The sequence below is a fragment of the Alteromonas gracilis genome (assembly GCF_043642145.1).
GTDB lineage: Bacteria > Pseudomonadota > Gammaproteobacteria > Enterobacterales > Alteromonadaceae > Alteromonas > Alteromonas gracilis_B.
Map to the genome: position 1 here is coordinate 610,522 of NZ_JBHZRZ010000001.1, position 25,273 is coordinate 635,794.

The following is a 25,273-nucleotide window of genomic DNA, read 5'->3' on the forward strand; positions in this document are numbered from 1 at the left end:
TATGGTAATATCAGTCAATAATTGTCAATTTCAGTCACACTGACGGACTAAGGGTAAGCTATTGCCGAATTTTGAAAAGACTATCTCAGTTATGAGCATGCTTCCTTTATTTAGCGCGTTACAAGAACAAGGCATTAAGCCAGAAGCACTGTTGGCGAAACATGGATTGCAGTTAGATAAATTGTCTGCAACCAGTCAAATCGACTTCAATACTCATGCCGAGATAATACGAGAGGCATTGCCGTTTGTTGACGATCCTCTGTTAGGTATAAGGCTGGGAGAAAGAGTTACCATGACGTCCTACGGATTATTCGCCATGTTATTGCTAAGTGCACCATCACTTAAACACATGATCGACTGTGCCGTGCAATATCAACGACTGTCGCCAAACATTTGCCATGTTAGCGTTCACTACGTTAATAATTATGTAGAGTTGCGACAAACACTTCCTCAACTTTGTGACCAACGACTAAAAACATACTTTGTCGATTACGACTTTGCAGGTACGGCAGCGTTTATTCGAGAAGTCACCCGAGGCATGCCTGATTTAACAATAAAGAGTGGCATTGCAAGAGAGCAGCCTGAAAGAGATAAGCTCACGGCGTTTACTTGCTTGTTAGGCACAACACCACAATTTGGGCAAACGTTTAGTTGGGTTCGCATACCTACTAAAATGATGACCTTAAAAAGCCACCACAGTAATGCGCTTGCGCACAATCTTTACAAAACACAAGCTCAAGCGCTAATTCGTCAAGTTTTTTCTGAATCTAGCGATATTGTGGCTCAAATAAATGTGATGTTAGATGGCTATAATGGCCTGCCCTACCCAAACCAACCGGATATTGCATCACAAATTGGCATTAGTGAAAGTACAATGCGAAGGCGCTTAAATACGCAAGGCACAAGTTTTAGAGCATTGGCCGAGAAACATAAGAAAAATCGCGCTCAGACGCTCCTTCGGCTGGAAAATACGTCAGTACAACACATCGCATTGCGGCTTGGTTATGCCGACTCACCTACATTTGTAAAAGCGTTTAAAAAATGGACGGGCCTAACACCTCGTCAATTTCGGCTATCGATGTAGTCTGCTTATACCTTCAGATAGAAAATTAAAATGCTGCTGACATTGCGCATACGCGTTGAACCATGCATGCTTTTCAAAAAATAACAATATGGAAACACAATGCTAAAAGAAAAACCTACTTATGATTTAGTTTTATATGGCGCGACGTCTTTTGTCGGGCAAATCATGTGCGAGTACCTCGCCGAATATCAGGGTGAAAGCGTATCCTGGGCCATGGCTGGTCGCAGTGAGCAAAAGTTACGTGAAGTTAAGCAGCGCATTGGTTTAGATGTACCTCATATTGTTGTATCTGCCGATGATGAAAATGGCCTGCGCACGATGTGCGAACAAACTAACGTTGTTATAACTACAGTGGGCCCCTATGCACTTTACGGTGAAAGTGTCGTTAAAGCATGTGTGGATACCGGAACCGATTACTGCGATTTAACTGGTGAGCCTCAGTGGATCAAGCGCATGTTGGATAAGTACCAATCTGCTGCCGAAAACAGCGGGGCGCGTCTAGTTAACTGTACGGGCTTTGATTCCATTCCTTCCGATTTGGGCGTCTATCAACTTCAAAAGCTGGCGATTGAAAGAACAGGTCAACCTGCCAAACAAATTAAAATGCGCGTTCGTCGAATTCGTGGAGGCGCATCAGGTGGCACAGTGGCCAGTTTACTCAATGTGTTGAAAGAGGCGAGAAACGACGCAAGTTTGCGTAAAGCGCTAGTGAACCCCTATGTGCTCTGCCCCGAAGGTCATGGCTTTTCAGTACGCCAGAAAAATCATAAAAGCGCAGAGTATGACAGTGAATTAGACATGTGGACCATGCCCTTTGTCATGGCGTCAATAAATGAACGAGTAGTCCACCGAAGTAATGCACTATTGGGTACTATGTACGGTGACAACTTTAAATACGATGAGGCGATGTCAGCCAAAAATAAGGGTGTTGCGAAAAAGACAACCTTTGGCTTAGGCGCTTTTATGGTAGCGGCAAACATTTCACCTTTGCGAATGCTTCTAGAGAAGTTTGTTCTGCCTAAGCCAGGAGAAGGCCCCAGCAAAAAAGAACAGCTTAATGGAATGTATGACATGCGTTTCTATGGCACGCTAACCAATGGTGAAAAGATTGAAGTTAAAGTTGTTGGCGATCGAGATCCTGGGTACGGCTCGACGGCCAAAATGATAGTTCAATCGGGACTGTGTATCGCCAAAAACATTCCCGATGTGAAGGGCGGCTTTTGGACGCCAGCATCGGCGCTTAATGACGCCTTAATTGAAAGGCTTGCAAAACATGCCGGCGTGATAGTTGAAGAAGTCGATTAACTGTTTTAGAGACTTCTAAGTAGGTAAAACGGTGCTGTTAAGCACCGTTTATATAACCACTTAATTGTTCAACGTGTTGTCGAGTTTCATCAATTAAACCATCTATTTCACCTGCCGACTGTGTTGTTCTTAGCGCCAAGCTTCTAACCTCATCGGCAACCACCGCAAACCCTCTGCCTGCTTCGCCGGCTCTTGCAGATTCAATAGCCGCGTTAAGTGCGAGAAGATTAGTTTGGTCCGATATGCTGTTTATGGTGTCAATAATAGTACTAATCTTCGACAATACTTGGCTCATTGCTTCGTGGGTTTTTGAAAGTACTTGGTTACGTTCAGAAACATCTGTTCCATAAAGAAGTATTTTATTTAAGTTACCGTCTTCGTCTTGAACCGGAGAGATTGCTGCATCAATCAATGTTGTTTGGCTACCTAATGAGAAGCTAATCTGCTTGTTGATAAAAGAGCCTGACAGCAACATTTTCCATTCTTTTTCGTCGACATAGCTTGAAAGTGGTTTTAGCCCCGACAACACTTGATTTTTACTCTCGGCTTTCAGCGCCTTTAAGCCAACAGGATTGATAAGAGTTAATTGCCCTTTTTTATCAAATTCTAAAATAATGTTAGCTTTATTAATAGCCGCAAGCCTAATGTCATTTTCAAGCGCAACACGCTTTGTACCATCGACATTCGCCTGAATAGACACAAATTGCTTAACGCGATTGTGCTCATCAAAAACGGGGTTTATAGCAAGACTTATCCAGTACGGCTCTCCTGACTTCGTGTAGTTAAGGATCTCCTCGTAAAACGGCGTTTGATCAGTAAGGTTTTTACGAATGCGTTTTTTAGTTTCTTCAGACGTATGCTTACCCTGTAACAACGACCCGGGCTTTTTTCCTACAGCTTCTGATTTGGTATAACCCGTTAGCTTTGTAAAGCCGGGGTTCACGTACTCAATGATTCCACTCGCGTTGGTTATAATTACCGAGTTATCTGTTTCATTCGCAACAAGCGAAAGCAAAGCCACTTGATCACGTTGCGCTTTTTCCGCAGTGATGTCTTTAACAAATGCGGTGTAAGTAATTCGACCATTCAGCTCCACTTTTGACAACGAAAGGTTACCCCACACTTTCGACCCATCCTTGCGTTCAATTTCAACATCACGTGACGTTCCCACAATTTTGTCTTCGCCAGTGGTCCTGTTTCTGTTCACCATTTCATCGTGGCCACTTTGAATTGCTTTGGGCACCAGTAATTTAACGTTTTTACCAATAACCTCTGCCCTGCTGTACCCCCACAGCGTTTCTGCAGCTTTATTGAAAAAGGTAACAATGTTTTTCTCGTCAATACTCACAACACCGTCTATACATTGTTCAAGCGTCTGATCAATGCGGTCTTGCGCCTGCTTTTGGGCAGTTATGTCTTTGATAAACGCGGTGTAGTGAATACCATCTTTACGCTTCACTTTGGACAGGGACAAGCTGCACCATTTGCGCTTTTTCTCTTTTGTTTCAATTTGAATATCACGCGATGTTCCTACAATCTTATCAGGACCACCATTTCTGTTTGCGTTTACATATTTATCGTGATTGGCAGCAAACTCTTTTGGCACCAAAATCTTAACGTTTTTTCCAAGCACATCTGTTTTGGAATAACCAAAAAGAAGTTCGGCAGCACGGTTCATGTAGGTAACGTTATTTTTAGTATCAATGCTAATTACTGCATCGATTGCTTGATCTAAAATTTCGCGGGTATCGTCTTGTTTATTCCCAAATATCATAGTGAGTACTTCTTTTTTGATTTGTTTGAAAACAGCAGATCAATTGCTAAATTTGATTCCCTTCTGCGTTACTTTCTTTTGGGGGTAATTTAAGCTCCTAAAACGGCGTTTTGAGCTGTGTAAATGGGTGATATCGATATAACAGAAAAGCGCAGTTTCTGAATTTCATTAAGGTAACGTTGTTCAGAGTTTGCGCGCTAGCAATGTAAAAAGATTGATGAGGACTGAGCCTTGCTAAACCAAAAAGTTTTGCTATGCAGGTGATGCACAGAGTTTTGGAAGAAATTTGGAACGTTTGCTGAACTACAGTTAGGAAGCGAAAACCTATACATCGTAGGCTTCTTATAAATACAGGAAAAGAAGACAACAGTGCGGCTAAAAAAGTAATAGCGCGACAGTTTTCTATATTAAAACTTGGTATAAAGTCGACGCTGTAAGGCGTAAAAGGCAAATAGGTCATGTTCAGTCTCTGCTGGCTTAAGCCACATTCAATCAGGCTCATTGGTTGCTACAGTCGTAGCACTTTAAAGCCGTACGCGACCAGCATGCTAGACAAACTTCAAATCCCTATGCTCTTTACGTATTATTAACATTTTATTATATAAATAGCGAACTTTCTCTTTTCGAGGTTGATTAAAACTTCAGTTCCCCTCTCTTCAAATTTATACATTTTTTAATGTTCCGCAATTATACTTAGGTAGATTACGCGGCTGGACAGAGCAGTGAGCGAACTGCACTGTGTGTCATATAGAGACTGACATTGTGAAGATTGTTAAATGAATTAGAAATTTTGACGGTTTTACTGGTGATTAATGCAGCTTTTATAGCGAAGAAATTCAGAAAACAAGCCGAAGAAATTTGAGTGTATTGGAGCAGTTTTGTATAAAAATAGATGGTGCGTCTACCCTGATTCGAACAGGGGACCTCTACCATGTCAAGGTAGCGCTCTAACCAACTGAGCTATAGACGCATATAGCGGTTGCTTAAGATGAGTGGCGAATGCCAAGCAACGGCGCGTATAATACTTAGCGAGGGCGATGCCTGCAAGAAAAACTTTTCAAAACAAGCTTAAGTGACTAATTTGACAGCAATTCGTTAAATTCTCACCCTACTTTTGCTGCTTGCCTACATCATTTTAAATGGGAAAGGCTTAATGGAATCGACGAGCGTTCCATCATTTACGGCACGCATGAAATACTCGCCCAATTTGTCCGTCTCTTTCAAAACCGTTTGCCAATATTGGATGCGTGTTGGTGCATCTAGTACCTCAAAGTCTTTGCGATCAGGAATTTTGCTATACGGCAAGCTGGCAACAAAAGATGCAGACGGCACCAGCATTACAACATTGTCATAGCTTGTACGATGCGGCACTCTCCCCTTCAGCCCTTTGTCAAACCAGCCTGGAATAGGTTTGTCGTAGAAGTGAGGATATAACACAAGGCCATCGTCAGGTCCAAATGACAGATCAAAATGATAGTCTATTATCCCACCGTCGCGATACATACCATCTGGTGCGCCTTCAATCTGCTGAACACCCTCAATAACCACTGGAATGGAGCCCGAAGCTAACAAGGCGCTGTGAATGTTTCCTTGCGTTAATTCATGGTACTTAGTAGGAAGCTGGTATGGGTCTTTTATAGAAAATTTGGTGTTAGGCGTAGAAAATACATAGCGTGTATAAAGGCGTGAAAGGTGCTTACGATTAAACGTGTTAGCCGCGGCACTCATAGCAAGGCCTGATAGCTGCCTAAACTTTCCTTCGAAACGTGTTGAACCCAAGCATTTAGCCACAATAAGGTGCGCTTTAAAGCGGGGGTTGGTTAGAACTTCTTGCTTACCAGAGTCATTAACCATTTCTTTCAGTAAATCTTCTGCTTTTGCAGTGATTTCTCTAGGCGTGGGTTTATTGCTGCTGTAAGTCGTTGTTGAATAAGACGATGCTAAACGATTTATCGCTGCCAACGGATCGTTTTGAACGGCGCAAATAGTACGAAATGCACCGGCGGACGAACCGATGACATGAATTTGATGGTCAACATTGGCAAACCACTCAGGAAACAATACGCGATCTAAACCCGCTAGTGAAAACCATTTTGGTCCACCCGAAGCACCTAAAAAATAACTAAACAGTTCGGGGGTAAACCCGTGCTTCATAATTGTTTCGCGTGCTTTTTTACCTGCGTATACGTCTAAGGGTGCCACTTAAATTCCTTGTTTTGCTGGGGTAAAGCGCTACTTTCCCCTTAATTTATCTTGTTCGGTGAAATTTAACAGCTAAGGCCTTGAAAGTAACCTTTTTGCCTTGGCGTAAAGTGCTCCTCAGACCACATAAATTAATGCCTTCACCACGAAAATTAAGGCGTTAGTGCATGTATCACTTTTAGGAATATTCGATACTCATCTTTAGTGATATTTTTAAGACGATTATTTTGCCAACTGACTACACGAGGTAATATAGTGTTGTAAACCTCCTCACCTTGTGTTGTTAGCCTTATCAGGAATGCGCGTTTATCTGATTTACTTGCACGCTTAGTTACCATGTCTTTTTTCACTAACCGCTCTATTGCCCGTGAAACTTGAACCTTATCTAAGCGCGTTGCAGTTACGATGTTTTTTGCTGTAATTGAGGGGTCGCGCATTTTTTCATGACGTGCTCCTAGTGTTGCCACTATTCGCCATTGTGGCATGGTTAGCTGAAAAGCGGCGTACTCTTTTGAAAGCGACTCACTAAGGTCACTAGCAAGCATCGTTACTTTATAAGCAAGCATTTCTTCTAACTGCACCGGGCTACTCCTTCTTCATGTGTTCTTTGTCTTCGCTTTTCACTTCTATGGTCGCCGGTTTAAAAAAGCATCTGTAAAGCTATCGTACCAATAAAGCACCGCTGTGCATTCGCCGTCCTAATTTCAACCATTGCTTTACATTTAATTTACCTCTAGCCTAATACAAATAGTTTCATTTGCAACTAAATAGAACGCTGCACAAGTGCTTTTAACAAGCGCCATGTCAGTTGAACGACATTGTTTGTTCTGGCTGGTATGAGTAAGTAGCGGATTTTTTTGTTTCTAGGCGTTTTGCCTTTTATGGAGTGGTTTATGGATAACTTGTCATATTTAACGGGGTTTAATAACGAGCATGAGACCGAGGCGCTACCTGGCGCTCTTCCTAAAGGTCAATTCAGCCCTCAAAAAGTTAATTATAAACTTTATGCCGAACAGTTTAGCAGCACCGCGTTTACCGCACCACGAGCAGAAAATCGTCGCAGTTGGACTTATCGTTTACGCCCTTCCATCGCAATGGGCGATTTTGTCAAAATTGACAATGGCCTTGTTCGCACTGCCCCAGAGACAGACATTCCGTGCCCGCCTAACGTATTAAGATGGAACCCGATTCCGTTGCCTGAAGACAATGTGGACTTTGTAGACTCACTTGTCACCATTGCCACCAATGGAGATGCAAAGGCTCAAACTGGCATGGGCATTCACTGCTATAGCGCAAACGCTAACATGCAAAACCGTGTTTTCTATTCATCTGACGGGGAAATGCTGATTGTACCGCAACTCGGCGACATGCTTCTTACTACTGAATTTGGAAAGCTACATTTAACAGTAGGCGAAATTGCCGTTATACCGCGCGGAGTAAGGTTTGCGGTAAATCCAACTAATGGCCCAATTCGCGGTTATATTTGTGAAAACTATGGGCACCCTTTTGTCTTGCCTGAACGCGGCCCTGTAGGTGCAAACGGCTATGCCAACCAAAGAGATTTCTGCTACCCCACAGCATGGTTCGAACACAGCGATACACCCTACACCATGGTGAACAAATTTTGCGGAAACTTATTTGAAGCCAAGCTAGATCATTCGCCCTTCGATGTGGTTGCGTGGGTTGGAAACTCAGCCCCCTATAAATACGATTTATCTCGTTTCAATGTCATGAACACGGTAAGTTTCGACCACCCTGACCCTTCAATTTTTACCGTTTTGACATCACCATCAGAGCTTGAAGGCACAGCGAACGTCGATTTCGTCATTTTCCCACCAAGATGGATGGTCGCTGAAAATACTTTTCGTCCTCCTTATTATCACAGAAATATAATGAGCGAATTTATGGGACTAATTGAAGGGTTGTACGATGCCAAGGAACATGGCTTTGTGCCGGGAGGAATGAGCCTTCACAATTGTATGACACCTCACGGACCTGAGGCGGAAGTGTTTGAGAAGGCGTCTAATGCTGCTTTATCGCCGCAACGCTATGAAAATACTCTGGCATTTATGTTTGAATCGCGATATGCCATTGCACCTACCGAATTTGCAATGAATAGCGACATACGACAACAAGACTACCTTTCATGCTGGAAAGGTCTGAAAAAGTACTACAACGGTGAAAAGTAGAATAACTAAGCAGATGTACTGTTTTATGAACACTCACCCACCCCTGCAGTAAAGTTTATTATTATTTAATATCATATAGATAGGGCAATTAAGCTTGCCCTATCTACTCATTCAAAATCAAACTGACCACAAAACGTTACAGCTATTCTTTCCAACACGTAAAACGACTCAATGCCCTGCTATTGCTTGCTTTTTCACTCCAGCCTTACAATCGAGCAACAATTATAAAATGTGATTTACGTTGAGGAAGTATCGCTATGGCTGATTTATTTGACAACCCTATTGGTTTAGACGGGTTTGAATTTTTGGAGTTCACCGCGCCTAAGAAAGGAATGCTTGAACCTATTTTTGAAGCTATGGGGTTCACTCGTGTTGCTCGACATAAGTCAAAAGACGTAGAGCTTTGGCGTCAGGGCGACATTAACCTTTTGAGCAATTACGAAAAGAACTGTCACGCAGCCTATTATGCAGAGGAACACGGTCCTTCTGCTTGCGGTATGGCGTTTCGCGTCAAAGACTCGCAGCACGCCTATAAAGAAGTGCTCGCTCGTGGGGCGCAGCCAATGGACACCCAAACAGGTCCAATGGAATTAAGACTGCCTGCCATAAAAGGAATAGGTGGTGCCAGGCTGTATCTTATCGACCGATATGAAGGCGAAAACACCATTTATGACATCGACTTCAACTGGATTGAAGGCGTTGACCGTCACCCTAAAGGCTGTGGTTTCCACACCTTAGACCACCTTACTCACAATGTGTATCGCGGACGCATGAACTTCTGGGCTGGATTCTACGAAAAGCTGTTTAACTTCAGAGAAATCCGTTATTTCGATATCAAAGGTGAATATACAGGCCTATTGTCAAAAGCAATGACAGCGCCAGATGGAAAGATACGCATACCCCTAAACGAAGAGGCAGTGGGCGGCGGTGGCCAAATTGAAGAGTTTCTTATGAAATATAACGGCGAAGGTATTCAGCATATTGCATTCGCCTGCGACGATTTGGTGGAATGCTTAGACAAACTTAAAGCAAAAGGCATGAAGTTTATGACGCCTCCGCCAAATGCTTATTATGAAATGCTTGAAGAGCGTCTTCCTGGACACGGCGAAAATGTGGATGAATTGCAAAAACGCGGCATTTTACTAGATGGCACTACACAAAACGGCGAACCTCGTTTATTGCTTCAAATATTCTCTGAAACGGTTTTCGGGCCTGTTTTCTTTGAATTTATTCAACGAAAACAAGACGAAGGGTTTGGTGAAGGTAACTTCAAAGCCTTGTTTGAGTCTATCGAACGTGACCAAGTGAATCGTGGTGTGATTAACAAATAAAACGTAAAGCACATAAAAAACAAAGGCAGCGTGACATCGGTTTACGCTGCCTTTTTTGTGTCTAGCGGAAACAGTTGATTTAACGTTGCGCTAGTCCTGTCCCTTTTCATACAACGCGCAAGCTGCACCACTTGGATCTTTGATGACACAAAAACTGTCTTTTCCATGGTGGCGAATTTCACCTATCATTTTTCCGCCTTTTTCAGCTACAGCATCCAGTGCATCTTGAAGGTTAGCCACAGTAAAATAGTTAATCCACCCACTTGGATACTCTTTATTAACTCCTCGCTTATGGCAGATGCCGCCAACAGGAGTGCCATCGCTTTTCATCATTACGTAGTCGCTGTAGCCGCCCATGTCTATCGCTTCTTTTTTCCAACCCATTACTGCTTGATAAAAGCTGACAAGCTCGTCTGCATTTTCTGTTGTTATGTCACACCATGAAGAATCTGACATCGTATTACCCTCTTTATTATAGTGATTGGCTTTACTCGCACTCGATGTAATATCAGCGATATTATTTTGCTATTTTGTTGAAACAAGGCTCAAGGTGCTTCAGCGAGCAAGCAAATATTACCGTAAAAGCTGACGTTGATTCGCCCGCCCTACGCTTGTTAAATTTTCGATCGATATATATATGTTATAGCTGATTCTATCGTGCTAACCCAATCAAAATCTCAACTTATCAAAGCTATTATTAAAGGGTGAATTTCGGAAAAAAGCGACTTTTGTCAAGCTAAGAAATTGCAAATTCGCTAAACATTTTTTATTTTAGTGGTAGACATGACCTGTGGAAAATGCTTGCAAATTTGAGAATGTTATCCACTGAACATTGTTTGTACAGTTTATTTTTTTATTTTATAACAGCAACTTACAATAAGACCCCAAACTACTCAACAAACTTATCCACAGATTAAGTGGATAACACGTAGCACTTAATCACAGTTAATGGTTTAATGTGAATATCTTCGAAGTTTTCTTTTTTTCGGTTTCTCATGCCCAAACAAACACTTTTAGTCAGATCATCTTTGTTTACAATTCACAGTTTAGATCCTGAGAGTAGCATTCCGGCTTCCGTTCTCAATAGCCCACTATTTTTCTTGGGCAAAACTGAAGAAGAATTGTCGATCGTTGTGCCAGACTCTGTTGAAGTACCTTCATTAGATAGCGATGAGGGCTGGCGCGCACTAGAGCTCTTAGGGCCACTTCATTTATCCCTTGTGGGCATTATGGCTCAAATTGGTCAGGTGTTAGCATCGGCAAAAGTCGCAATATTCGTTGTATCTACATTCGATACTGACTTTTTCCTTGTGAAAGACAATAAGTTGAAAGATGCCATTAGTGCACTTAAAAAGGCTGGCTACACAGTGAACGAGGACATTTGAAACCGTGAACGTTAAGCAATTGCAGTATGCGCCAGACAATTTCACTAAGCAATTCGTCACACTTAGTCCTTTTTCGGGGCAAGTCATTCCACTGTCGCAGCTTGATGAACCCTTTTATAGAAATGGAGACATGGGACCGGGTGCCGCAATAACCTCTACTTCTAATATAGTTATCTCTCCCTTTTCTGGCAAAGTCCTCAATGTGTCGCCGCTAGACTATTCTATTGATATACAGTCTTCGGCAGGGCTTAAGTGCAGAGTTAAATATGGCGGTGATACCAGCCATCTTCATGGCGCTCAATTTGGGTGTACGCTACGAAAAGGCGATGTATTGCAAGCAAAACAGATGCTTTTCACCGTGAACTCCGCATGGCTAAAGCAGCGTGGTATTCGTAATTCGTGTTCTTTTACTTTGCTGAATGCAAAGGCGCTTATGGGCGTATTACCAACGCATCAAAAATTTGTCGAGGCTGGTGAGGATCCGCTTTTGACCCTTTACTTGTAGTGCTCCCCTCACTACTTTTTTGCGTAAATCGCCGTTGATTGAATTTTTAACTGTAGCGTCATACAGCCAAAACCATTTCTTTCATGGCTGTAGCGTTAAGTTTTATCTTGTGAAAAAACCATCGCAAGTAAGTTTATCAACATATCAACAGATTGTATGATGTAACAAAAAGGCCAATAAATATGATAGGCGCACTGTTATCTGGAGCTTTTACGTTTATGTGTTAGTGCAATTTAAGCGTCATTTTCCGCCCCTTCGAAGCACAGTGTCATTCATTTTCAAACAAGTAGTACGGAAGAAATCACTATGAGCACAATCCTTTACGGGATCCCAAACTGCGACACCATCAAAAAAGCAAAGAAATGGTTAACCGATAACGATGTTTCGTTCTCATTTCACGATTATCGCAAAGACGGCATCGATCATGACTTTCTCAACCGTGCCGAATCAGAGTTGGGTTGGGAAGCCATGTTAAACAAGCGCGGCACAACTTTTCGCCAGCTAGAAGAGCAAGAGAAAGCGAACCTAGATAAAGACAAAGCACTTGCTTTACTAGAGCTTCACCCCGCTATGGTTAAGCGCCCTATCCTTCTCCACAACAATGCTTTTCACATTGGCTTTAAACCCGCACAGTATGAGGAAATATTTTGTTAAATGACTCAGTAATTGAAATTGCCAAGCAATTAATTAACCGCCGTTCTGTGACACCAGAAGATGCGGGTTGCCAGGAAGCCATGAGCGAATTTCTAGGTTCACTGGGGTTTAACAATGAAACCATGGTATTTGAAGATACTACTAACTTATGGTCTCGCCGCGGTAACGAAGGACCCATTTTTTGTTTTGCGGGTCACACCGATGTTGTGCCTAGCGGCCCTGAAGATGCATGGAAAACCCCACCATTTACTGCCACTGAGGTAGACGGTTATTTACATGGCCGCGGCGCGGCTGATATGAAAGGCAGCCTTGCTGCGATGCTGGTAGCAACCCGCGAATTTGTAAATAAATACCCAGACCACAAAGGCAGTATTGCTTATCTTATTACCAGCGATGAAGAAGGCCCTTTTATAAACGGTACAACGCGTGTTATCGATACACTTGAAGCTAGAAATGAAAAAATTGACTGGTGTATTGTTGGCGAACCCTCTTCTACAGAAGAAGTGGGTGATATCGTAAAAAATGGCCGAAGAGGCTCCCTAACTGGTGACTTGGTAGTAAAAGGTGTGCAAGGCCATGTCGCCTACCCTCATTTAGCTAAAAACCCTGTGCACAGCGCAATGGCGGCACTTGATGAGTTAGCGAAGTCACACTGGGATAATGGAAATGAATTTTTCCCTCCCACCAGCTTTCAAATTTCAAATATTCACGCGGGCACCGGTGCGGGCAACGTGATACCAGGCGAACTGCACGTTTGTTTTAACTTTCGTTTTTCAACTGAGGTTACTGACAAAATTCTTATTGAGCGTGTTTTAGCTATTTTAGATGCTCACGAATTGGAGTATGAAATTAAGTGGACCTTCAACGGTCAGCCATTTCTAACTGATACTGGCGCGTTGCTAGAAGCCACGCAAGGGGCGATTGAAGCAGTTAAAGGGTCACCGACAGTGCTTTCTACTGCTGGCGGAACATCTGATGGTCGTTTTATCGCGCCTACTGGCGCTCAGGTAATAGAACTTGGGCCGGTAAACGCAACCATTCACAAGATAGACGAATGCGTAAAAATGGCAGACCTAGAGCAGCTGGCTGACATGTATTTCGGTATTCTTGTGCGCTTGCTGGCTAAGTAGCATTTAATTTTCATTATGAGTGATTTATCAGAGAAAGCATGGCTAGGCCAGCTAAACGAGCATTTGGTTGACGCTGGCAATGGACATAGGCTGCATAAAGACACTATTTCTCCGTTTTTAGCCATGCAGGACGCTGCGCAAAAAGACGGAATAGACTTACAGCTTGTAAGCAGCTATCGCGATTTCGATAGGCAAACCGCTATCTTTAATCGCAAGTGGAACGGCCATGCCCAGCTTTTAGACGTGACCGGCGCGCCACTGGCTTTTGACACATTAAGTGATAATGACAAACTTCACGCAATTTTGACGTGGTCAGCGTTACCAGGTGGGAGTCGCCATCACTGGGGTACCGATGTTGATGTATACGACAGAGCCGCAGTTAAAAACTGGGATGGTGACTTTAGCTTAGTGGAAAGTGAATATGATAAAGGCGGCCCTTGCTTTGCTCTATCCTCGTGGCTAGATGCAAATATGCACCGTTTTGGCTTTTATCGTCCATTTTCTTTAAATAAAGGCGGCGTTGCCGTTGAACCATGGCATTTAAGCTTCAAGCCCACCGCCTCAGTGTTTGAAAAAGCAAGAAATTTACACGGTTTCACCCTTGCTCTTGAACAAAGTGATATTGAAGGTAAATCGTTTATTTTGCCTCAACTGCCAACCCTGTATAATCGATATGTTTTAAATAACGGGCTTAAGCCGACGGAATTCGCATGAGTACTACCTGGGTTATTGTGGTCATTGTTTTAGTATTAGGTGTGGTGATTGGCAACATCACACTACTTAAATACAGTGCAAAGTTTAAATTTCCAACGCCTTTAAAGCCTTATGACGACGATGACAAAGATGACATTGAGACAAAAAATCAAACCAAAGCATCGCCGCCCGGTACAAAAAGCGCTAACGAAAGCGAAAGTGAAAAAGCTCAGAAAAATAGCGATAAATCGTTGAAGTAACTGTGCCTGTTATATTTTGTGCATAGCGTTCACCAAACAGGTAGATGCCGCTCGGATATGCGAGTAGCTGACGATTTCTGCTGTGTTGCGCCTTTATTTTCCGAAAGTTTTTTCAGCGCTCTAGGCTGTTTTAACGCTCTAGGCTGTTTCTTCGCGGAAAACCTTGCCCGAAAATAACGGTTTTGTAATACGAAAAAGGCGCTATAGCCCTAAACTCGCCGAGACGACCAAAGGCTATAACTATCCCATTCCTACAAACAAAAACACTCTAAGAGGTTCTAGACGTGTCTAAAAATAAATCCTTACTTAGCAACATCGGTGTTCAAGTCGTAATTGCGATGATCGTTGGTACTGCTGTGGGTGCTTTCATGGGGCAAGATGCCGCCATGTTCGCGCCATTAGGCGCTATTTTTATCAACCTAATAAAAATGCTTGTTATCCCCCTTGTCGCAGTGGCACTTATATCGGGCGCAGCAGGGCTAGGGAATAGCACCAATGCGGGAAAAGTAGGGCTTTCTACCCTTGCTTATTTTGGCCTAACTTCCGCTTTAGCTGTAGCACTTGCGCTCATAATGGGCGAGATATTCAAGCCAGGAATTGGCATCGATGTGTCATCAGTTGAAAGCATTTTCTCAGGCGAATACGCGTCTAAAGGCGAGTTGCCGTCATTTTGGGCCACCATTACTGGCATGATCCCCACCAACGTATTTAAATCGCTAACCAATGCCAACATCCTTCAAATATTGGTCTTTTGCCTTTTCTTCGGTTTAGCGCTTTCCAAGCAGCCCAAAAAAAAATCGCGAACCTATCTTAAATGGTATAAACACCATTGTTGATGCGATGGTGTGGATGATCAATTGCGTTATGAAAATTGCTCCAATCGGTGTGTTTGGCCTTATGGCAGAAGCAGTGGGTACGTTTGGCTTTGCGGCCCTAATGGTAGTGTTCAAACTTTTCTTGGTATTTACTGCGGCTATCTTAGTATTTGGCTTCGTCATTTACCCTCTGCTAGTACAGCTTTTTACAAAAACGTCTGCAAAATCTTTTTTAGTTGCCATGAAAAAGCCACAGGCGGTGGCGCTTTCAACCGCATCATCAATGGCCACGCTGCCAGTAACCATGAATACCGTAGAAAATGAACTGGGTGTTCGAAATGCTACGGCGTCGTTTGTGTTGCCCCTTGGCGCTACCATCAATATGAGCGGTAATGCTATTTACTACGGACTCGTCGCCGTGTTCTTTGCGCAGCTTTTCAATATCGACCTAACGCTGGGAGCCTATATCGCTATCATTCTTACCTCTACTCTAGGTGCGGTAGGTCAAGCTGGCGTGCCGGGTCCCTCTTTCTTGGTGGTAGCAGTTTTACTTGCTGCAGGTATTCCGATTGAGGGCTTACCGCTTCTTTTCGCGCTAGACCGTATTTTCGACATGATTCGCACTGCCCTTAATATCACAGGTGATGCAGCATGCGCGGTGATTATTGATACAATCGCTATAGATGAGTCTGATGTGGTTGAAACGCCCACCCAAGTTAAAGTAGAGCACTAGACTTAGCCTTCGAAAAGCAAAGAAAAAGGTGGCCTTCCATAGTGCCACCTTTTACGCTTATTAAGCCACTGTTAATACTAAAGCTAGATTGCAAAGCAAGCTGTGCAAATAGACCCGCCTCTTAACACTGGTCCTTAATTTTGACTTAAGTTATAAAGGCGTCGTCTTAACCGCTGTACCGCTGATGCTTACCATCAGCATACTGCCTTTATCGCCTATCACTTGATAATCTAAATCGATACCCACGACTGCATTAGCACCTAGACTTCTTGCTTCGTGTTCAAGCTCGGTAAACGCCAGCTTTCGTGCCGTTGTAAGTTCTTCTTCGTAAGACCCAGAGCGGCCACCCACAATATCGCGAATAGAAGCAAATAAGTCTTTAAATACATTTGCCCCCATTACCGCCTCGCCAACTACAATGCCATAGTAAGCTTCTATCTTATGCCCTTCTAGTGTGGGGGTAGTTGAAACAATCATGCGTAACTCCTTTTAATGTGAACCTTTATTGTCGACTACTGTTACTGCCGACTATCGTTTTTATTGATGCTTGGTGGGAACAACCGTTTTAAGCATTATCTTTAAGCCATTGCCCGATTAACTGTATAAGCGCCTGTGCTTTGTTATCTTCATAAGGTATCGCTGCTTGATTGCCCCATACAGGTTTAGGCCACGCGCAGTCAGTTTCATACCGTGCCACGTGGTGGACGTGCAGTTGGCGTACAACATTTCCAAGCGCTGCCACGTTAAGTTTATGCGGTGAAAACAAGGCCTGCATAGCTTTGGACGCAAGCGCAGACTCTTTTAACAACACCATTTGTTCATCTTCAGATAAGTCGATGATTTCCGCTAAATCATTTTTCCTAGGCACTAAAATAAGCCAAGGAAATTGACTGTCGTTCATTAACAGTACACGACAAAGCGAAAGGTCGCAGACAAAAAATGTATCATTGTGTAAACGACTATCAAGTTTAAACATCAAGTTTATCCAGAGTCGTTGGCACAACCGTTAACAAGGCACGTTGACCAATTGCCACTTTCGCGTTGGGAAAAACAATGGCTTCGCCGTCTTGCTGCGCCACGTATTGCTTGCTCGGCTCTGACGCCAATACCGTGCCTTTAGCGTAATCAGTAAAGTTAGGCGTATCGTCATCGAAATGAAGTTCAAACTGTTCTTCATTACGGTTTATTACTTGATTTACGCGGTAAATATCAAGGTCTTTCATATCCACAGTAGGCGCGTAGTCTTCTTGGGTAATTAGCTGAGTAATTGCATGGCGTGCGTCTTCAAAGCGGCGCATGTCGTTCTGCCCAAACGGACGTACTTTCCCCAACTCTACGGTAAAAGCATGCGCATTGAATTGATGCGACGAAAAATAGCTAAACGTAGTAGTAGAACTTTCAGATAATAAAATAGTTTTTACACCACACGCTGCGAGAAAAGCGAGTTGCCCCTTGCTATGAATTCTTTCGTGAAGGTAAGGATACACTGCGAATTTTTCATTTTTTGAGGCACGAATGGCTGTATGTAAATCATAGTGATAACGCGTACCACCAGCGGCTTCAAAAAATGAACGAACAGAGTCTTCAAGTAGCTTCGCGCGTTCGCGCTCAGCGTTCACTAAGCCTTCGCCTTTTGAATGCGCCCCACTAAACAAGCGATTCATATTCTCTTTGACAAATCGCTCACCAATATCCATAGCAGGTAAATTACCGAACAGGAATAATACATCGTGAGCCAGTGTAATTGAGCCAGTAAGTATGCCTTTTACCAAATCATCGCAAATCTCAATCGGCGCGGTCTCGTTTCCGTGAACGCCGCAAGATAAAACGATTCGCTTACGATTGTGAACCGTTGACTCCACAGAAAAACTAATGATACCTGGCGCTGTTATTTTTGCGCATGTACCGTTTGATAGAGTGAACTGAAGGGGGTGTTCGAATAGCGCAGGTTGTCGGCGAGAGAGTGCTAAAAATTCGCCGCTTTCAATGAGTTCTTGCATAGATGTCTGCTTTACTTAGTCTGTCTAGTCTTGAATATTATAAGTGTAACGAGACAGACAACTAAAATCACGCAGTCTCAGTGTTTTGTTGCCGTTTGCTGTAAGTAATAAACAACGCCGCCACTGCCCTTCGTTATGCGGCATAACGTTTAAAGCTGCGTTTTCTTCCAGGCTAAGCTTGTGCTCGAAGTGGGGAATTGCCAATAATTATTTCTTGCTGAGTCAGCTGAATAAAGTCTTTAAATGGAATAGCGCGAGAGAACAAATACCCCTGCCCCTGAGAAACACCAATTTCACGTAAGATGTGAAGTTGTTCCAACGTTTCAATGCCTTCAGCAACAACGCAGCAGCCTTTTGCTTGGCCAATTACTCTCGCCGCTTCAATTATAGCCCGATTGACAGGATGTGCTTCCAACTCCATGACGAAGGATTTATCAATCTTCAATGCGTCTAAATCAAGGTCACGGATATAGGCAAGATTAGAGTACCCCTTGCCGAAGTCATCAACTGAAATAGTTACGCCTAAATGCCGTAATTCATCCAGCTGTTTTTTGACCATTAGGGAGTTTGACAACGCGACGTCTTCAGTAAGCTCTAGCTCAATTAAAGACAAAGGCATTGAATAGGACTTACTGAGCATACTAAGCGTAGAGACCAATTGGTTATCATACAATTGCGTTGGAGAAATGTTGACTGACAAGACAATGGGCATTCTCATCACGTCAAGCTCAGCAAGAGCTCTAAACGCTTGTTCCAATGTCCAGTAGCCAAGCTCGCTCATCATATTATACGATTCAGCCGCTTCAATAAGCGGACCGGGAAATAGCACGCCGTCAAGCGGGTGATTCCAGCGAAGCAAACACTCTGCGCCTACTATATCTAGTGTCTTGAGATCTACTTTTGGCTGATAGTAAAGCTCTAATTCATTCTTTGCTAATGCACGCTTTAGATCCGCTTTTAGCGCCAAGCTTCTGCCGGTGTCTGTCTTATCTGACTTGGTTAATGCAAAGTAATTTTCGTATTTGTTTTCTTTGGCTTGTTTAAGTGCAGTCTCGGCACGCGACACAAACGTCGTAATGTCAAAGTCGCACTTAGCACTGCATACAACACCCACATTAAAATCGGCTATAAACGCAGTATCTTCGTAATGCATCGGTGATTTAAAATGTTCAACCAAGCGCTCAAACATTTGTCGCATTACTGTACCGTTACTTTCGTTGGGAAAAACAATACCGAAAACATCACCACTAATACGGCCAACTAATACCGTTTGTCCGAAAATAAGCTGTATGCGATTGGCGATTTCAAGCAAAAAGCGATCGCCAATATGAATACCTAGACTTGTTGTCACATCAGAAAAACGAACTACATCCACAAGCATCAGTGAAATAGAAGCGCTACGACATGCATGCTTCGAAATGCTATCGATAAACGCATAGCGATTGGGAATGGTTGCCAGTGATGTGTGTTGGTTCATGATGTTTTCCTTGAGCTTTACGCTTCGAGGTACTAAAAACAACTAGTTGTATAAAACCATGGCGTTACTAAAGGCGCAACGAGAGTAACGTATTATTTTGCATACTGCCTTATACTTTTAAACAACACAACATTGACATTGAACGTATTTCTGGCAATAAAAAACCCGGCTAGTGTAACACTGCCGGGCTTTTCTTTTCAGCTTCTGCGATTAGCTTTCAATCTTACACGGTGAAAGCTTCCATACGCGCTCTACGTAGTCACGAATTGAGCGGTCTGAGGTAAATTTACCCATTTTAGCGGTATTAATGATAGCCATTTCAGCCCAGCGCTCTTTATCTCGATACGCCGCATCTACGGCAATTTGTGCATCAGAATAAGCGCGGAAGTCTGCAAGCACCATGTACGGGTCGCCGTTATCCAGTAAGCTTTGCTTAATTGATACCAACGCACCTGGCTTACCTGGTGTGAAGTAGTCTGTTTCTAACCAGTCAAGCACGGCTTTAATTTCTGGGTCTTTATAGTAGTAGTCATGAGGGTTGTAGCCGTTAGCTTTAAGCTCGTTCACTTCTTCAACTGTCAGACCAAAGATAAAGATGTTGTCGTCGCCTACTTCTTCAGCAATTTCTACGTTCGCACCATCAAGTGTACCGATAGTAACCGCACCGTTTAGTGCAAGCTTCATGTTACCTGTACCCGACGCTTCTTTACCTGCCGTACTGATTTGCTCAGAAACATCAGCCGCAGGAATCATTTTCTCAGCAAGCGATACGCGGTAATTTGGCAAGAATGCCACTTTAATCTTGTTGTTTACACGTGGATCGTTGTTAATCTTGTCAGCGACTTTGTTGATAGCATAGATAATATCTTTAGCCAGCTTGTAACCCGGTGCCGCTTTTGCGCCGAATACGAATACGCGTGGATGCATATCGTAATCTGGGTTTTCAAGAATACGGCGATACAATGCCATAATATTTAGTAACGCTAGATGCTGACGCTTGTACTCGTGAAGACGCTTAATTTGCACGTCAAAAATTGCATTTACGTCAACTTCTAAATCCAGTGACTTGCGAATTTCATCGGCAAGCAATTCTTTGTTCTCAAGCTTCACTTTCATGAACTGCTTTTGGAACGTTTTGTTGCTCGCAAACTTAGCTAAGCCTTGCAACTTATCCAAGTCACGCGGCCAGTCTTCACCAATCTTCTTATCGATAAGCTTAGACAGAGCAGGGTTACATGCTTTCAACCAGCGACGCGGCGTAATACCGTTAGTTACGTTCGTTAACTTACCAGGGTAAAGCTCATCGAACTCAGGGAACAATGATGACTTAACTAGGCGAGAGTGCATTTCTGCTACGCCGTTCACCGCAAATGAACCAATTACCGAAAGATGACCCATACGTACCATTTTCTCGTTACCTTCTTCAATGATTGAAAGCTTTGCTTTCATTGCATTGTCGCCAGGCCACTTCTTATCAACCTCAGCCATAAAGCGGTGGTTAATTTCATAAATGATTTCTAAGTGGCGAGGAAGGATTTTTTCAATCATTCGGGCCGGCCACTTTTCTAATGCTTCTGGTAATAGCGTGTGGTTGGTATAGGCGAATACTTTGGTACAGATAGCCCACGCTTCATCCCAACCTAGCTCAGCGCGGTCAACAAGAATACGCATCAACTCAGGAATAGAGATAGCCGGGTGTGTGTCGTTAAGCTGAATAACAACCTGATCTGCAAAACGGCTCCAGTCGTCGCCATGTGCGCGCTTGTAACGACGGATAATATCTTTCAGTGAGCACGAGCAGAAGAAGTACTGCTGAATAAGACGCAGTTCTTTACCTGCTTCTGTCTCATCGTTTGGATAAAGTACTTTTGATATGGTTTCTGCAGATACGTTTTCACGCTGTGCATCTACGTAACCACCGGCATTAAATACGTCCCAGTTGAAGTAATCTGACGCTTCAGACTGCCATAAACGAAGAACGTTTACTGTTTTACCTTCATAGCCAACTACTGGAATATCCCAAGGCACACCTTTTACAATTGAACCAGGGTGCCATTCTTTAAGCACACGGCCATTTTCGCCATATTTGGTTTCAACGTAACCGTAAAGCGATACTTCTTGAATCGATTCAGGACGGCAAATTTCCCACGGGTTGCCGTAATCACGCCAGCTATCAGGTCGCTCTATCTGTGCACCACTCTTAATTTCTTGACGGAATAAGCCATGCTCGTAATGAATACCGTAACCGATAGCAGGCAACTCCATGGTCGCTAGCGAGTCAATGAAGCACGCCGCTAGTCGCCCAAGACCGCCGTTACCTAGCGCCATGTCTGGCTCTTCTTCAAGAATGTCAGAGATTTCAACACCTAGCTCTTTCAATGCGCCACTAGCAACATCGAATAAGCCAAAATTTTGCAGGTTGTTTGATAGCAAACGGCCCATCAAGAATTCAGCAGAGAAATAATGAACGGCTCGCGTATCGTTCAAATAATGGCTTTTTTGGGTTTTTCGCAATCCTTCAAGCACTTGCTCTTGAATTGCCGCACAGGTTGCTTTCCACCAAGCGTGATTGTTTGCTTTATTTTCGTCGGTGCCTAGCGTGCAGTGTAAGTGTTTGATAACCGCTGACTTGAATGCAGCTTTATCGATCACAGGAGAGGTTTGCGTCTTGGTCGCTTTAGCGTTCATTTTGCGTCTCACTCTTAATTAGACGGTGTTTACACACCAAAAAGTAATTTAATTACAATATAACGTAAGAATCTGAGTGCAATATAGCAGTGGCCCACCAAATGTGTTGTAAAAATATTGTTAAAATTACAAAAAACCGCATGAATTCGTATGCATTCATGCGGTTTTTAACATTTATTTTACAAATAAAACTTTATCTGTACTTTTTTTGAACTTACTTGATAATTTTATCTACAAGCGCCTGAGCTTCGGCAATTAGCTCTTGTAAGTGACTTTCACCTTTAAAGCTTTCCGCATAAATTTTGTAGATTTGCTCCGTGCCTGAAGGTCGTGCAGCAAACCATCCGTTTTCGGTTGATACCTTTACGCCACCAATGGCTGCATTATTACCGGGAGCGTGAGTTTGAACAGCTATAATAGGTTCACCTGCTAGTGTGTCGCTGGTCACTACCGATGCGTCCATCGCAGATAACTTTTGTTTTTGCTCAAGCGTTGCTGCTACGTCAACACGATTGTATACGGGTGCCGCGAATTTTTCCGTAAGCGCTTGGTAGTGCTCACCTGGATCTTTGCCAGTAACAGCAAGGATTTCCGCCGCTAGCAAACACAAAATAAAGCCGTCTTTATCCGTCGCCCACGTACTTCCATTGCGTTCTAGAAAAATACCACCAGCACTTTCCTCACCGGCAAAACCAATGGTGCTGTTAGATAAGCCGTCTACGAACCACTTGAAACCAACTGGCATTTCAGCCAAAGGCTTTCCGAGGCTTTTGGCAACGCGGTCAATCATGCTACTAGACACCAGCGTTTTACCGATATTTAGCTCGTTTGGCCATTCAGGTCGATGCGTGTACAAATAGTTTATTGCCACCGCTAAATAATGATTTGGGTTCATTAACCCTGCACTTTTACAAACGATACCGTGACGGTCAAAGTCTGGGTCATTTCCCCACGCAAGGTCAAAATTATCTTTGAGCTCAATAAGCCCCGCCATCGCGTAAGCAGACGAGCAATCCATACGAAGTTTACCGTCTTTGTCGCGGCGCATAAAACCGAATTGCGGATCGACGGCGTCATTAACAACAGTAATATCAAGTCCATACTTTTCAGCGATACGCGACCAATATCCTACGCCAGCACCACCTAATGGGTCGGTGCCTAGTTTTAGTTTTGCGTTCGCAATGGCTTCCATGTCGATGACTTTCGATAAGTCTTCAATATAGGGTTCCATAAAGTCTTCTTCACGCACAAGCTTGCGCGCTGTCGCCTGACGAATATCAATACGCTGAACATCTTTGTTACCATCTGCAATTAACGCATTGGCGCGTTCTTGAATTTGCTTAGTTACGTCGCTGTCCGCTGGGCCGCCGTGAGGCGGGTTGTACTTAAAGCCACCATCTGATGGAGGGTTATGGGAAGGCGTAATGACAATACCGTCTGCTTTGTCGGTGTTATCTGCTCGGTTGTAGCGAATAATAGTGCGAGAGATAACAGGCGTTGGCGTATAACCCATACTTTCGTTATCTGCGCGCTGTACAACAACATCGACGCCGTTTGCACAAAGCACTTCTATGGCAGTAATCATGGCTGGCTCAGAGAGCGCATGCGTGTCTTTACCAACAAACAATGGGCCGTTAATTCCTTGCAGCTTGCGGTATTCTACTAAAGCTTGGCAAATTGCGCTGATATGCGTGTCGGTAAACGTAGCATTAGCGGCTGTTCCTCTGTGGCCAGACGTGCCAAAAGAAACCGCTTGGCCCGGATCGTTCATATCCGGTTTGAAGCTGTAATACTGGCTTACTAACTGTGCAACGTTAATGAGCTGCTCTTTTGCTGCATGTTCTCCAGCTTGCGGATGTAATGCCATGAAAAAGTCCTTATTTAGAAGTTTCGTTATCTTTATACGCGGCTTGCTATTTACCTTCAGATGAGAAACGCGCAGTTACGGTTTCAATTACATCAGGTTGATAGCCTAAGTTACGCAAAACCTGTTCCAGCATATTCGTTTTCTTAGCAGTATTATTGTTTGTCACTACCCAAAAAGGGCTGTCAGGGATAGCTTTCGGGTTTGTGCTACTTCCATTTTCAAGTAATGCATCTTTACTTGTCGCAAAATACGTACGGTTTTTGCCTTTGATACTTTCAACATTTGAAAAGTTTTCTGCATTAAGCTTGTGCGCTGCACTTAAAACAAACAAAAATTGATCTACGCGCTTGGTGAACGTAGCGAGTGCATCTGTTGATACCGCATCAAGAATGTCTTTTTTACTGTGCGACTCAATTTGGGTTTCAGCTGAAGGTGCTAGCGGCTTATTTTTAACAGCCATTGTGTTAGCTGGCGCTTTTGCAGCAGCTTTAGCCGTGGCTTTCTTAACAACTGTTTTTGGCGCTGCTTTTGCCGGCGTGCTTGCTGGCACTTTTCTAGGTGCACTCACCTTTGGCGACTTTGCTGGTGCCTTGGGCTTTACTTCATCTTCCGCTTTCGAGCTTACAGTGCTTGCACTCTCTTTTTCTTCTGCATTTTTTAATTCACTTGTTTTTGCAGTAGTAGACGAAGTACCGTTTACCGCAACATTATGTTGAGCAGCGCCATGTGAAACTGCACCGTCTTCAGGTAAAAGTAAACGTCTTAAAATCTGTGATGCACTCTCACCAATATGCTTAGTTTGGCTGGCGATGTAGGCATATAAATCGTCATCTATTTCAATGCTTTTCATAACTACTTCCTTTTTAAGAAGCACCATTATAGACAACACAGCTTAACTACGCAGCACTTAATAACGGTTGTTTGATGGTTTCTGCATCTATAAAACCGCACAGCGCTGTTTGTCCTTTGGCAATTGCCTAACTTTGTTCAAATATCACTCTTTTTTTTAAAAAACAGACTGCACTTGAGGTGCGGATGTACCATGAAAGCTCACCTATTCTTTAAAACAAAGCTTTGAAAGTGAACAAGCCATTGGTATACCTGCGTATAAAATCTAACAGGCTTTTTCATAGAAAGCCTGAAGCTAACATTGCTACTATTACTTATAAACACGGTGGCTT

21 protein-coding genes, 1 tRNA gene and 1 pseudogene are annotated in these 25,273 nt (G+C 43.3%); 11 read left to right on the top strand and 12 right to left on the bottom strand.

Going from position 1 to position 25,273, the window contains the following annotated elements; genetic code table 11:
* Positions 1-91: 91 nt before the first annotated feature.
* Together ACHUFN_RS02575 and ACHUFN_RS02580 are read left to right on the top strand one after the other, a co-directional pair.
* Positions 92-1,084, top strand: a complete 993-nt coding sequence (locus ACHUFN_RS02575; RefSeq protein ID WP_394220753.1) for an AraC family transcriptional regulator — start codon at positions 92-94, stop codon at positions 1,082-1,084.
* A 99-nt stretch (positions 1,085-1,183) separates the two neighbouring features.
* Complete coding sequence (locus ACHUFN_RS02580) at positions 1,184-2,389, top strand: saccharopine dehydrogenase family protein (protein WP_394220754.1); 1,206 nt, start codon at positions 1,184-1,186, stop codon at positions 2,387-2,389.
* 37 nt (positions 2,390-2,426) lie between these two features.
* Here the strand turns inward: ACHUFN_RS02580 and ACHUFN_RS02585 are convergent, their stop codons facing one another.
* The 4 genes from ACHUFN_RS02585 to ACHUFN_RS02600 form a co-directional block, all read right to left on the bottom strand.
* Complete coding sequence (locus ACHUFN_RS02585) at positions 2,427-4,163, bottom strand: PAS domain S-box protein (RefSeq protein WP_394220755.1); 1,737 nt, start codon at positions 4,161-4,163, stop codon at positions 2,427-2,429.
* 893 nt (positions 4,164-5,056) lie between these two features.
* Positions 5,057-5,133, bottom strand: a tRNA-Val gene (locus ACHUFN_RS02590).
* Between the two features lie 155 nt (positions 5,134-5,288).
* Positions 5,289-6,365, bottom strand: a complete 1,077-nt coding sequence (locus tag ACHUFN_RS02595; protein WP_394220756.1) for a patatin-like phospholipase family protein — start codon at positions 6,363-6,365, stop codon at positions 5,289-5,291.
* Positions 6,366-6,517: 152 nt separating this feature from the next.
* Complete coding sequence (locus tag ACHUFN_RS02600; protein WP_394220757.1) at positions 6,518-6,946, bottom strand: MarR family winged helix-turn-helix transcriptional regulator; 429 nt, start codon at positions 6,944-6,946, stop codon at positions 6,518-6,520.
* Positions 6,947-7,258: 312 nt separating this feature from the next.
* Between ACHUFN_RS02600 and hmgA the strand changes: the two genes are divergently transcribed.
* Together hmgA and hppD are read left to right on the top strand one after the other, a co-directional pair.
* Positions 7,259-8,554, top strand: a complete 1,296-nt coding sequence (gene hmgA, locus ACHUFN_RS02605; protein ID WP_394220758.1) for a homogentisate 1,2-dioxygenase — start codon at positions 7,259-7,261, stop codon at positions 8,552-8,554.
* Between the two features lie 257 nt (positions 8,555-8,811).
* On the top strand, positions 8,812-9,885 hold the full coding sequence (gene hppD / locus ACHUFN_RS02610) for a 4-hydroxyphenylpyruvate dioxygenase (RefSeq protein ID WP_394220759.1): 1,074 nt from the start codon (positions 8,812-8,814) through the stop codon (positions 9,883-9,885).
* 90 nt (positions 9,886-9,975) lie between these two features.
* Here hppD and ACHUFN_RS02615 read toward each other — a convergent pair whose 3' ends face one another.
* Positions 9,976-10,341: a VOC family protein gene (locus ACHUFN_RS02615; RefSeq protein ID WP_394220760.1), complete on the bottom strand. Its 366-nt coding sequence runs from the start codon at positions 10,339-10,341 to the stop codon at positions 9,976-9,978.
* A 539-nt stretch (positions 10,342-10,880) separates the two neighbouring features.
* Between ACHUFN_RS02615 and ACHUFN_RS02620 the strand changes: the two genes are divergently transcribed.
* The 7 genes and pseudogenes from ACHUFN_RS02620 (at position 10,881) to ACHUFN_RS02650 (ending at position 16,060) form a co-directional block, all read left to right on the top strand.
* A complete protein-coding gene (locus ACHUFN_RS02620; RefSeq protein WP_394220761.1) occupies positions 10,881-11,270 on the top strand; it encodes an ACT domain-containing protein in 390 nt (129 codons plus the stop codon).
* 4 nt (positions 11,271-11,274) lie between these two features.
* Positions 11,275-11,775, top strand: coding sequence for a PTS sugar transporter subunit IIA (locus tag ACHUFN_RS02625; protein ID WP_394220762.1), 501 nt, complete (start codon positions 11,275-11,277; stop codon positions 11,773-11,775).
* Positions 11,776-12,081: 306 nt separating this feature from the next.
* Positions 12,082-12,429, top strand: a complete 348-nt coding sequence (locus ACHUFN_RS02630; protein ID WP_394220763.1) for an ArsC family reductase — start codon at positions 12,082-12,084, stop codon at positions 12,427-12,429.
* Positions 12,423-13,559 (top strand): succinyl-diaminopimelate desuccinylase, encoded by a 1,137-nt coding sequence (dapE, locus tag ACHUFN_RS02635; protein WP_394220764.1) that lies wholly within the window; start codon positions 12,423-12,425, stop codon positions 13,557-13,559. The genes ACHUFN_RS02630 and dapE overlap by 7 nt, the downstream gene beginning before the upstream one ends.
* 15 nt (positions 13,560-13,574) lie before the next feature.
* On the top strand, positions 13,575-14,273 hold the full coding sequence (locus ACHUFN_RS02640; protein ID WP_394220765.1) for a M15 family metallopeptidase: 699 nt from the start codon (positions 13,575-13,577) through the stop codon (positions 14,271-14,273).
* Complete coding sequence (locus tag ACHUFN_RS02645) at positions 14,270-14,512, top strand: DUF2897 family protein (RefSeq protein ID WP_394220766.1); 243 nt, start codon at positions 14,270-14,272, stop codon at positions 14,510-14,512. The genes ACHUFN_RS02640 and ACHUFN_RS02645 overlap by 4 nt, the downstream gene beginning before the upstream one ends.
* Positions 14,513-14,850: 338 nt before the next feature.
* Positions 14,851-16,060, top strand: a pseudogene (locus tag ACHUFN_RS02650) (dicarboxylate/amino acid:cation symporter).
* A 150-nt stretch (positions 16,061-16,210) separates the two neighbouring features.
* Here the strand turns inward: ACHUFN_RS02650 and ACHUFN_RS02655 are convergent.
* From ACHUFN_RS02655 to seqA, 7 genes are all read right to left on the bottom strand, one after another.
* Entirely contained in the window at positions 16,211-16,537 is a 327-nt protein-coding gene (locus ACHUFN_RS02655) for a heavy metal-binding domain-containing protein (RefSeq protein ID WP_394220767.1), read from the bottom strand.
* An 88-nt stretch (positions 16,538-16,625) separates the two neighbouring features.
* Positions 16,626-17,036 (bottom strand): HIT domain-containing protein, encoded by a 411-nt coding sequence (locus ACHUFN_RS02660; RefSeq protein ID WP_394220768.1) that lies wholly within the window; start codon positions 17,034-17,036, stop codon positions 16,626-16,628.
* Positions 17,029-18,060, bottom strand: a complete 1,032-nt coding sequence (astE, locus tag ACHUFN_RS02665; protein WP_394220769.1) for a succinylglutamate desuccinylase — start codon at positions 18,058-18,060, stop codon at positions 17,029-17,031. Before astE ends, ACHUFN_RS02660 begins: the two co-directional genes overlap by 8 nt.
* Positions 18,061-18,232: 172 nt before the next feature.
* On the bottom strand, positions 18,233-19,537 hold the full coding sequence (locus ACHUFN_RS02670; RefSeq protein WP_394220770.1) for a putative bifunctional diguanylate cyclase/phosphodiesterase: 1,305 nt from the start codon (positions 19,535-19,537) through the stop codon (positions 18,233-18,235).
* A gap of 210 nt (positions 19,538-19,747) precedes the next feature.
* The gene (locus ACHUFN_RS02675; protein WP_394220771.1) at positions 19,748-22,225 is read right to left on the bottom strand and encodes a glycogen/starch/alpha-glucan phosphorylase; all 2,478 of its coding nucleotides are present in this window, start codon (positions 22,223-22,225) and stop codon (positions 19,748-19,750) included.
* A gap of 214 nt (positions 22,226-22,439) precedes the next feature.
* Complete coding sequence (gene pgm, locus ACHUFN_RS02680) at positions 22,440-24,092, bottom strand: phosphoglucomutase (alpha-D-glucose-1,6-bisphosphate-dependent) (protein ID WP_394220772.1); 1,653 nt, start codon at positions 24,090-24,092, stop codon at positions 22,440-22,442.
* 46 nt (positions 24,093-24,138) lie between these two features.
* Positions 24,139-24,942: a replication initiation negative regulator SeqA gene (gene seqA / locus ACHUFN_RS02685; RefSeq protein WP_394220773.1), complete on the bottom strand. Its 804-nt coding sequence runs from the start codon at positions 24,940-24,942 to the stop codon at positions 24,139-24,141.
* Positions 24,943-25,273: the final 331 nt, after the last annotated feature.

Coding starts and splice junctions, on each gene's coding strand:
- ACHUFN_RS02655 (WP_394220767.1), bottom strand. CDS start 16,537: ATGATTGTTTCAACTACCCCCACACTAGAAGGGCATAAGATAGAAGCT.
- ACHUFN_RS02585 (WP_394220755.1), bottom strand. CDS start 4,163: ATGATATTTGGGAATAAACAAGACGATACCCGCGAAATTTTAGATCAA.
- ACHUFN_RS02640 (WP_394220765.1), top strand. CDS start 13,575: ATGAGTGATTTATCAGAGAAAGCATGGCTAGGCCAGCTAAACGAGCAT.
- ACHUFN_RS02645 (WP_394220766.1), top strand. CDS start 14,270: ATGAGTACTACCTGGGTTATTGTGGTCATTGTTTTAGTATTAGGTGTG.
- ACHUFN_RS02575 (WP_394220753.1), top strand. CDS start 92: ATGAGCATGCTTCCTTTATTTAGCGCGTTACAAGAACAAGGCATTAAG.
- hppD (WP_394220759.1), top strand. CDS start 8,812: ATGGCTGATTTATTTGACAACCCTATTGGTTTAGACGGGTTTGAATTT.
- hmgA (WP_394220758.1), top strand. CDS start 7,259: ATGGATAACTTGTCATATTTAACGGGGTTTAATAACGAGCATGAGACC.
- ACHUFN_RS02675 (WP_394220771.1), bottom strand. CDS start 22,225: ATGAACGCTAAAGCGACCAAGACGCAAACCTCTCCTGTGATCGATAAA.
- ACHUFN_RS02660 (WP_394220768.1), bottom strand. CDS start 17,036: ATGTTTAAACTTGATAGTCGTTTACACAATGATACATTTTTTGTCTGC.
- astE (WP_394220769.1), bottom strand. CDS start 18,060: ATGCAAGAACTCATTGAAAGCGGCGAATTTTTAGCACTCTCTCGCCGA.
- ACHUFN_RS02630 (WP_394220763.1), top strand. CDS start 12,082: ATGAGCACAATCCTTTACGGGATCCCAAACTGCGACACCATCAAAAAA.
- ACHUFN_RS02615 (WP_394220760.1), bottom strand. CDS start 10,341: ATGTCAGATTCTTCATGGTGTGACATAACAACAGAAAATGCAGACGAG.
- ACHUFN_RS02670 (WP_394220770.1), bottom strand. CDS start 19,537: ATGAACCAACACACATCACTGGCAACCATTCCCAATCGCTATGCGTTT.
- pgm (WP_394220772.1), bottom strand. CDS start 24,092: ATGGCATTACATCCGCAAGCTGGAGAACATGCAGCAAAAGAGCAGCTC.
- seqA (WP_394220773.1), bottom strand. CDS start 24,942: ATGAAAAGCATTGAAATAGATGACGATTTATATGCCTACATCGCCAGC.
- ACHUFN_RS02620 (WP_394220761.1), top strand. CDS start 10,881: ATGCCCAAACAAACACTTTTAGTCAGATCATCTTTGTTTACAATTCAC.
- ACHUFN_RS02580 (WP_394220754.1), top strand. CDS start 1,184: ATGCTAAAAGAAAAACCTACTTATGATTTAGTTTTATATGGCGCGACG.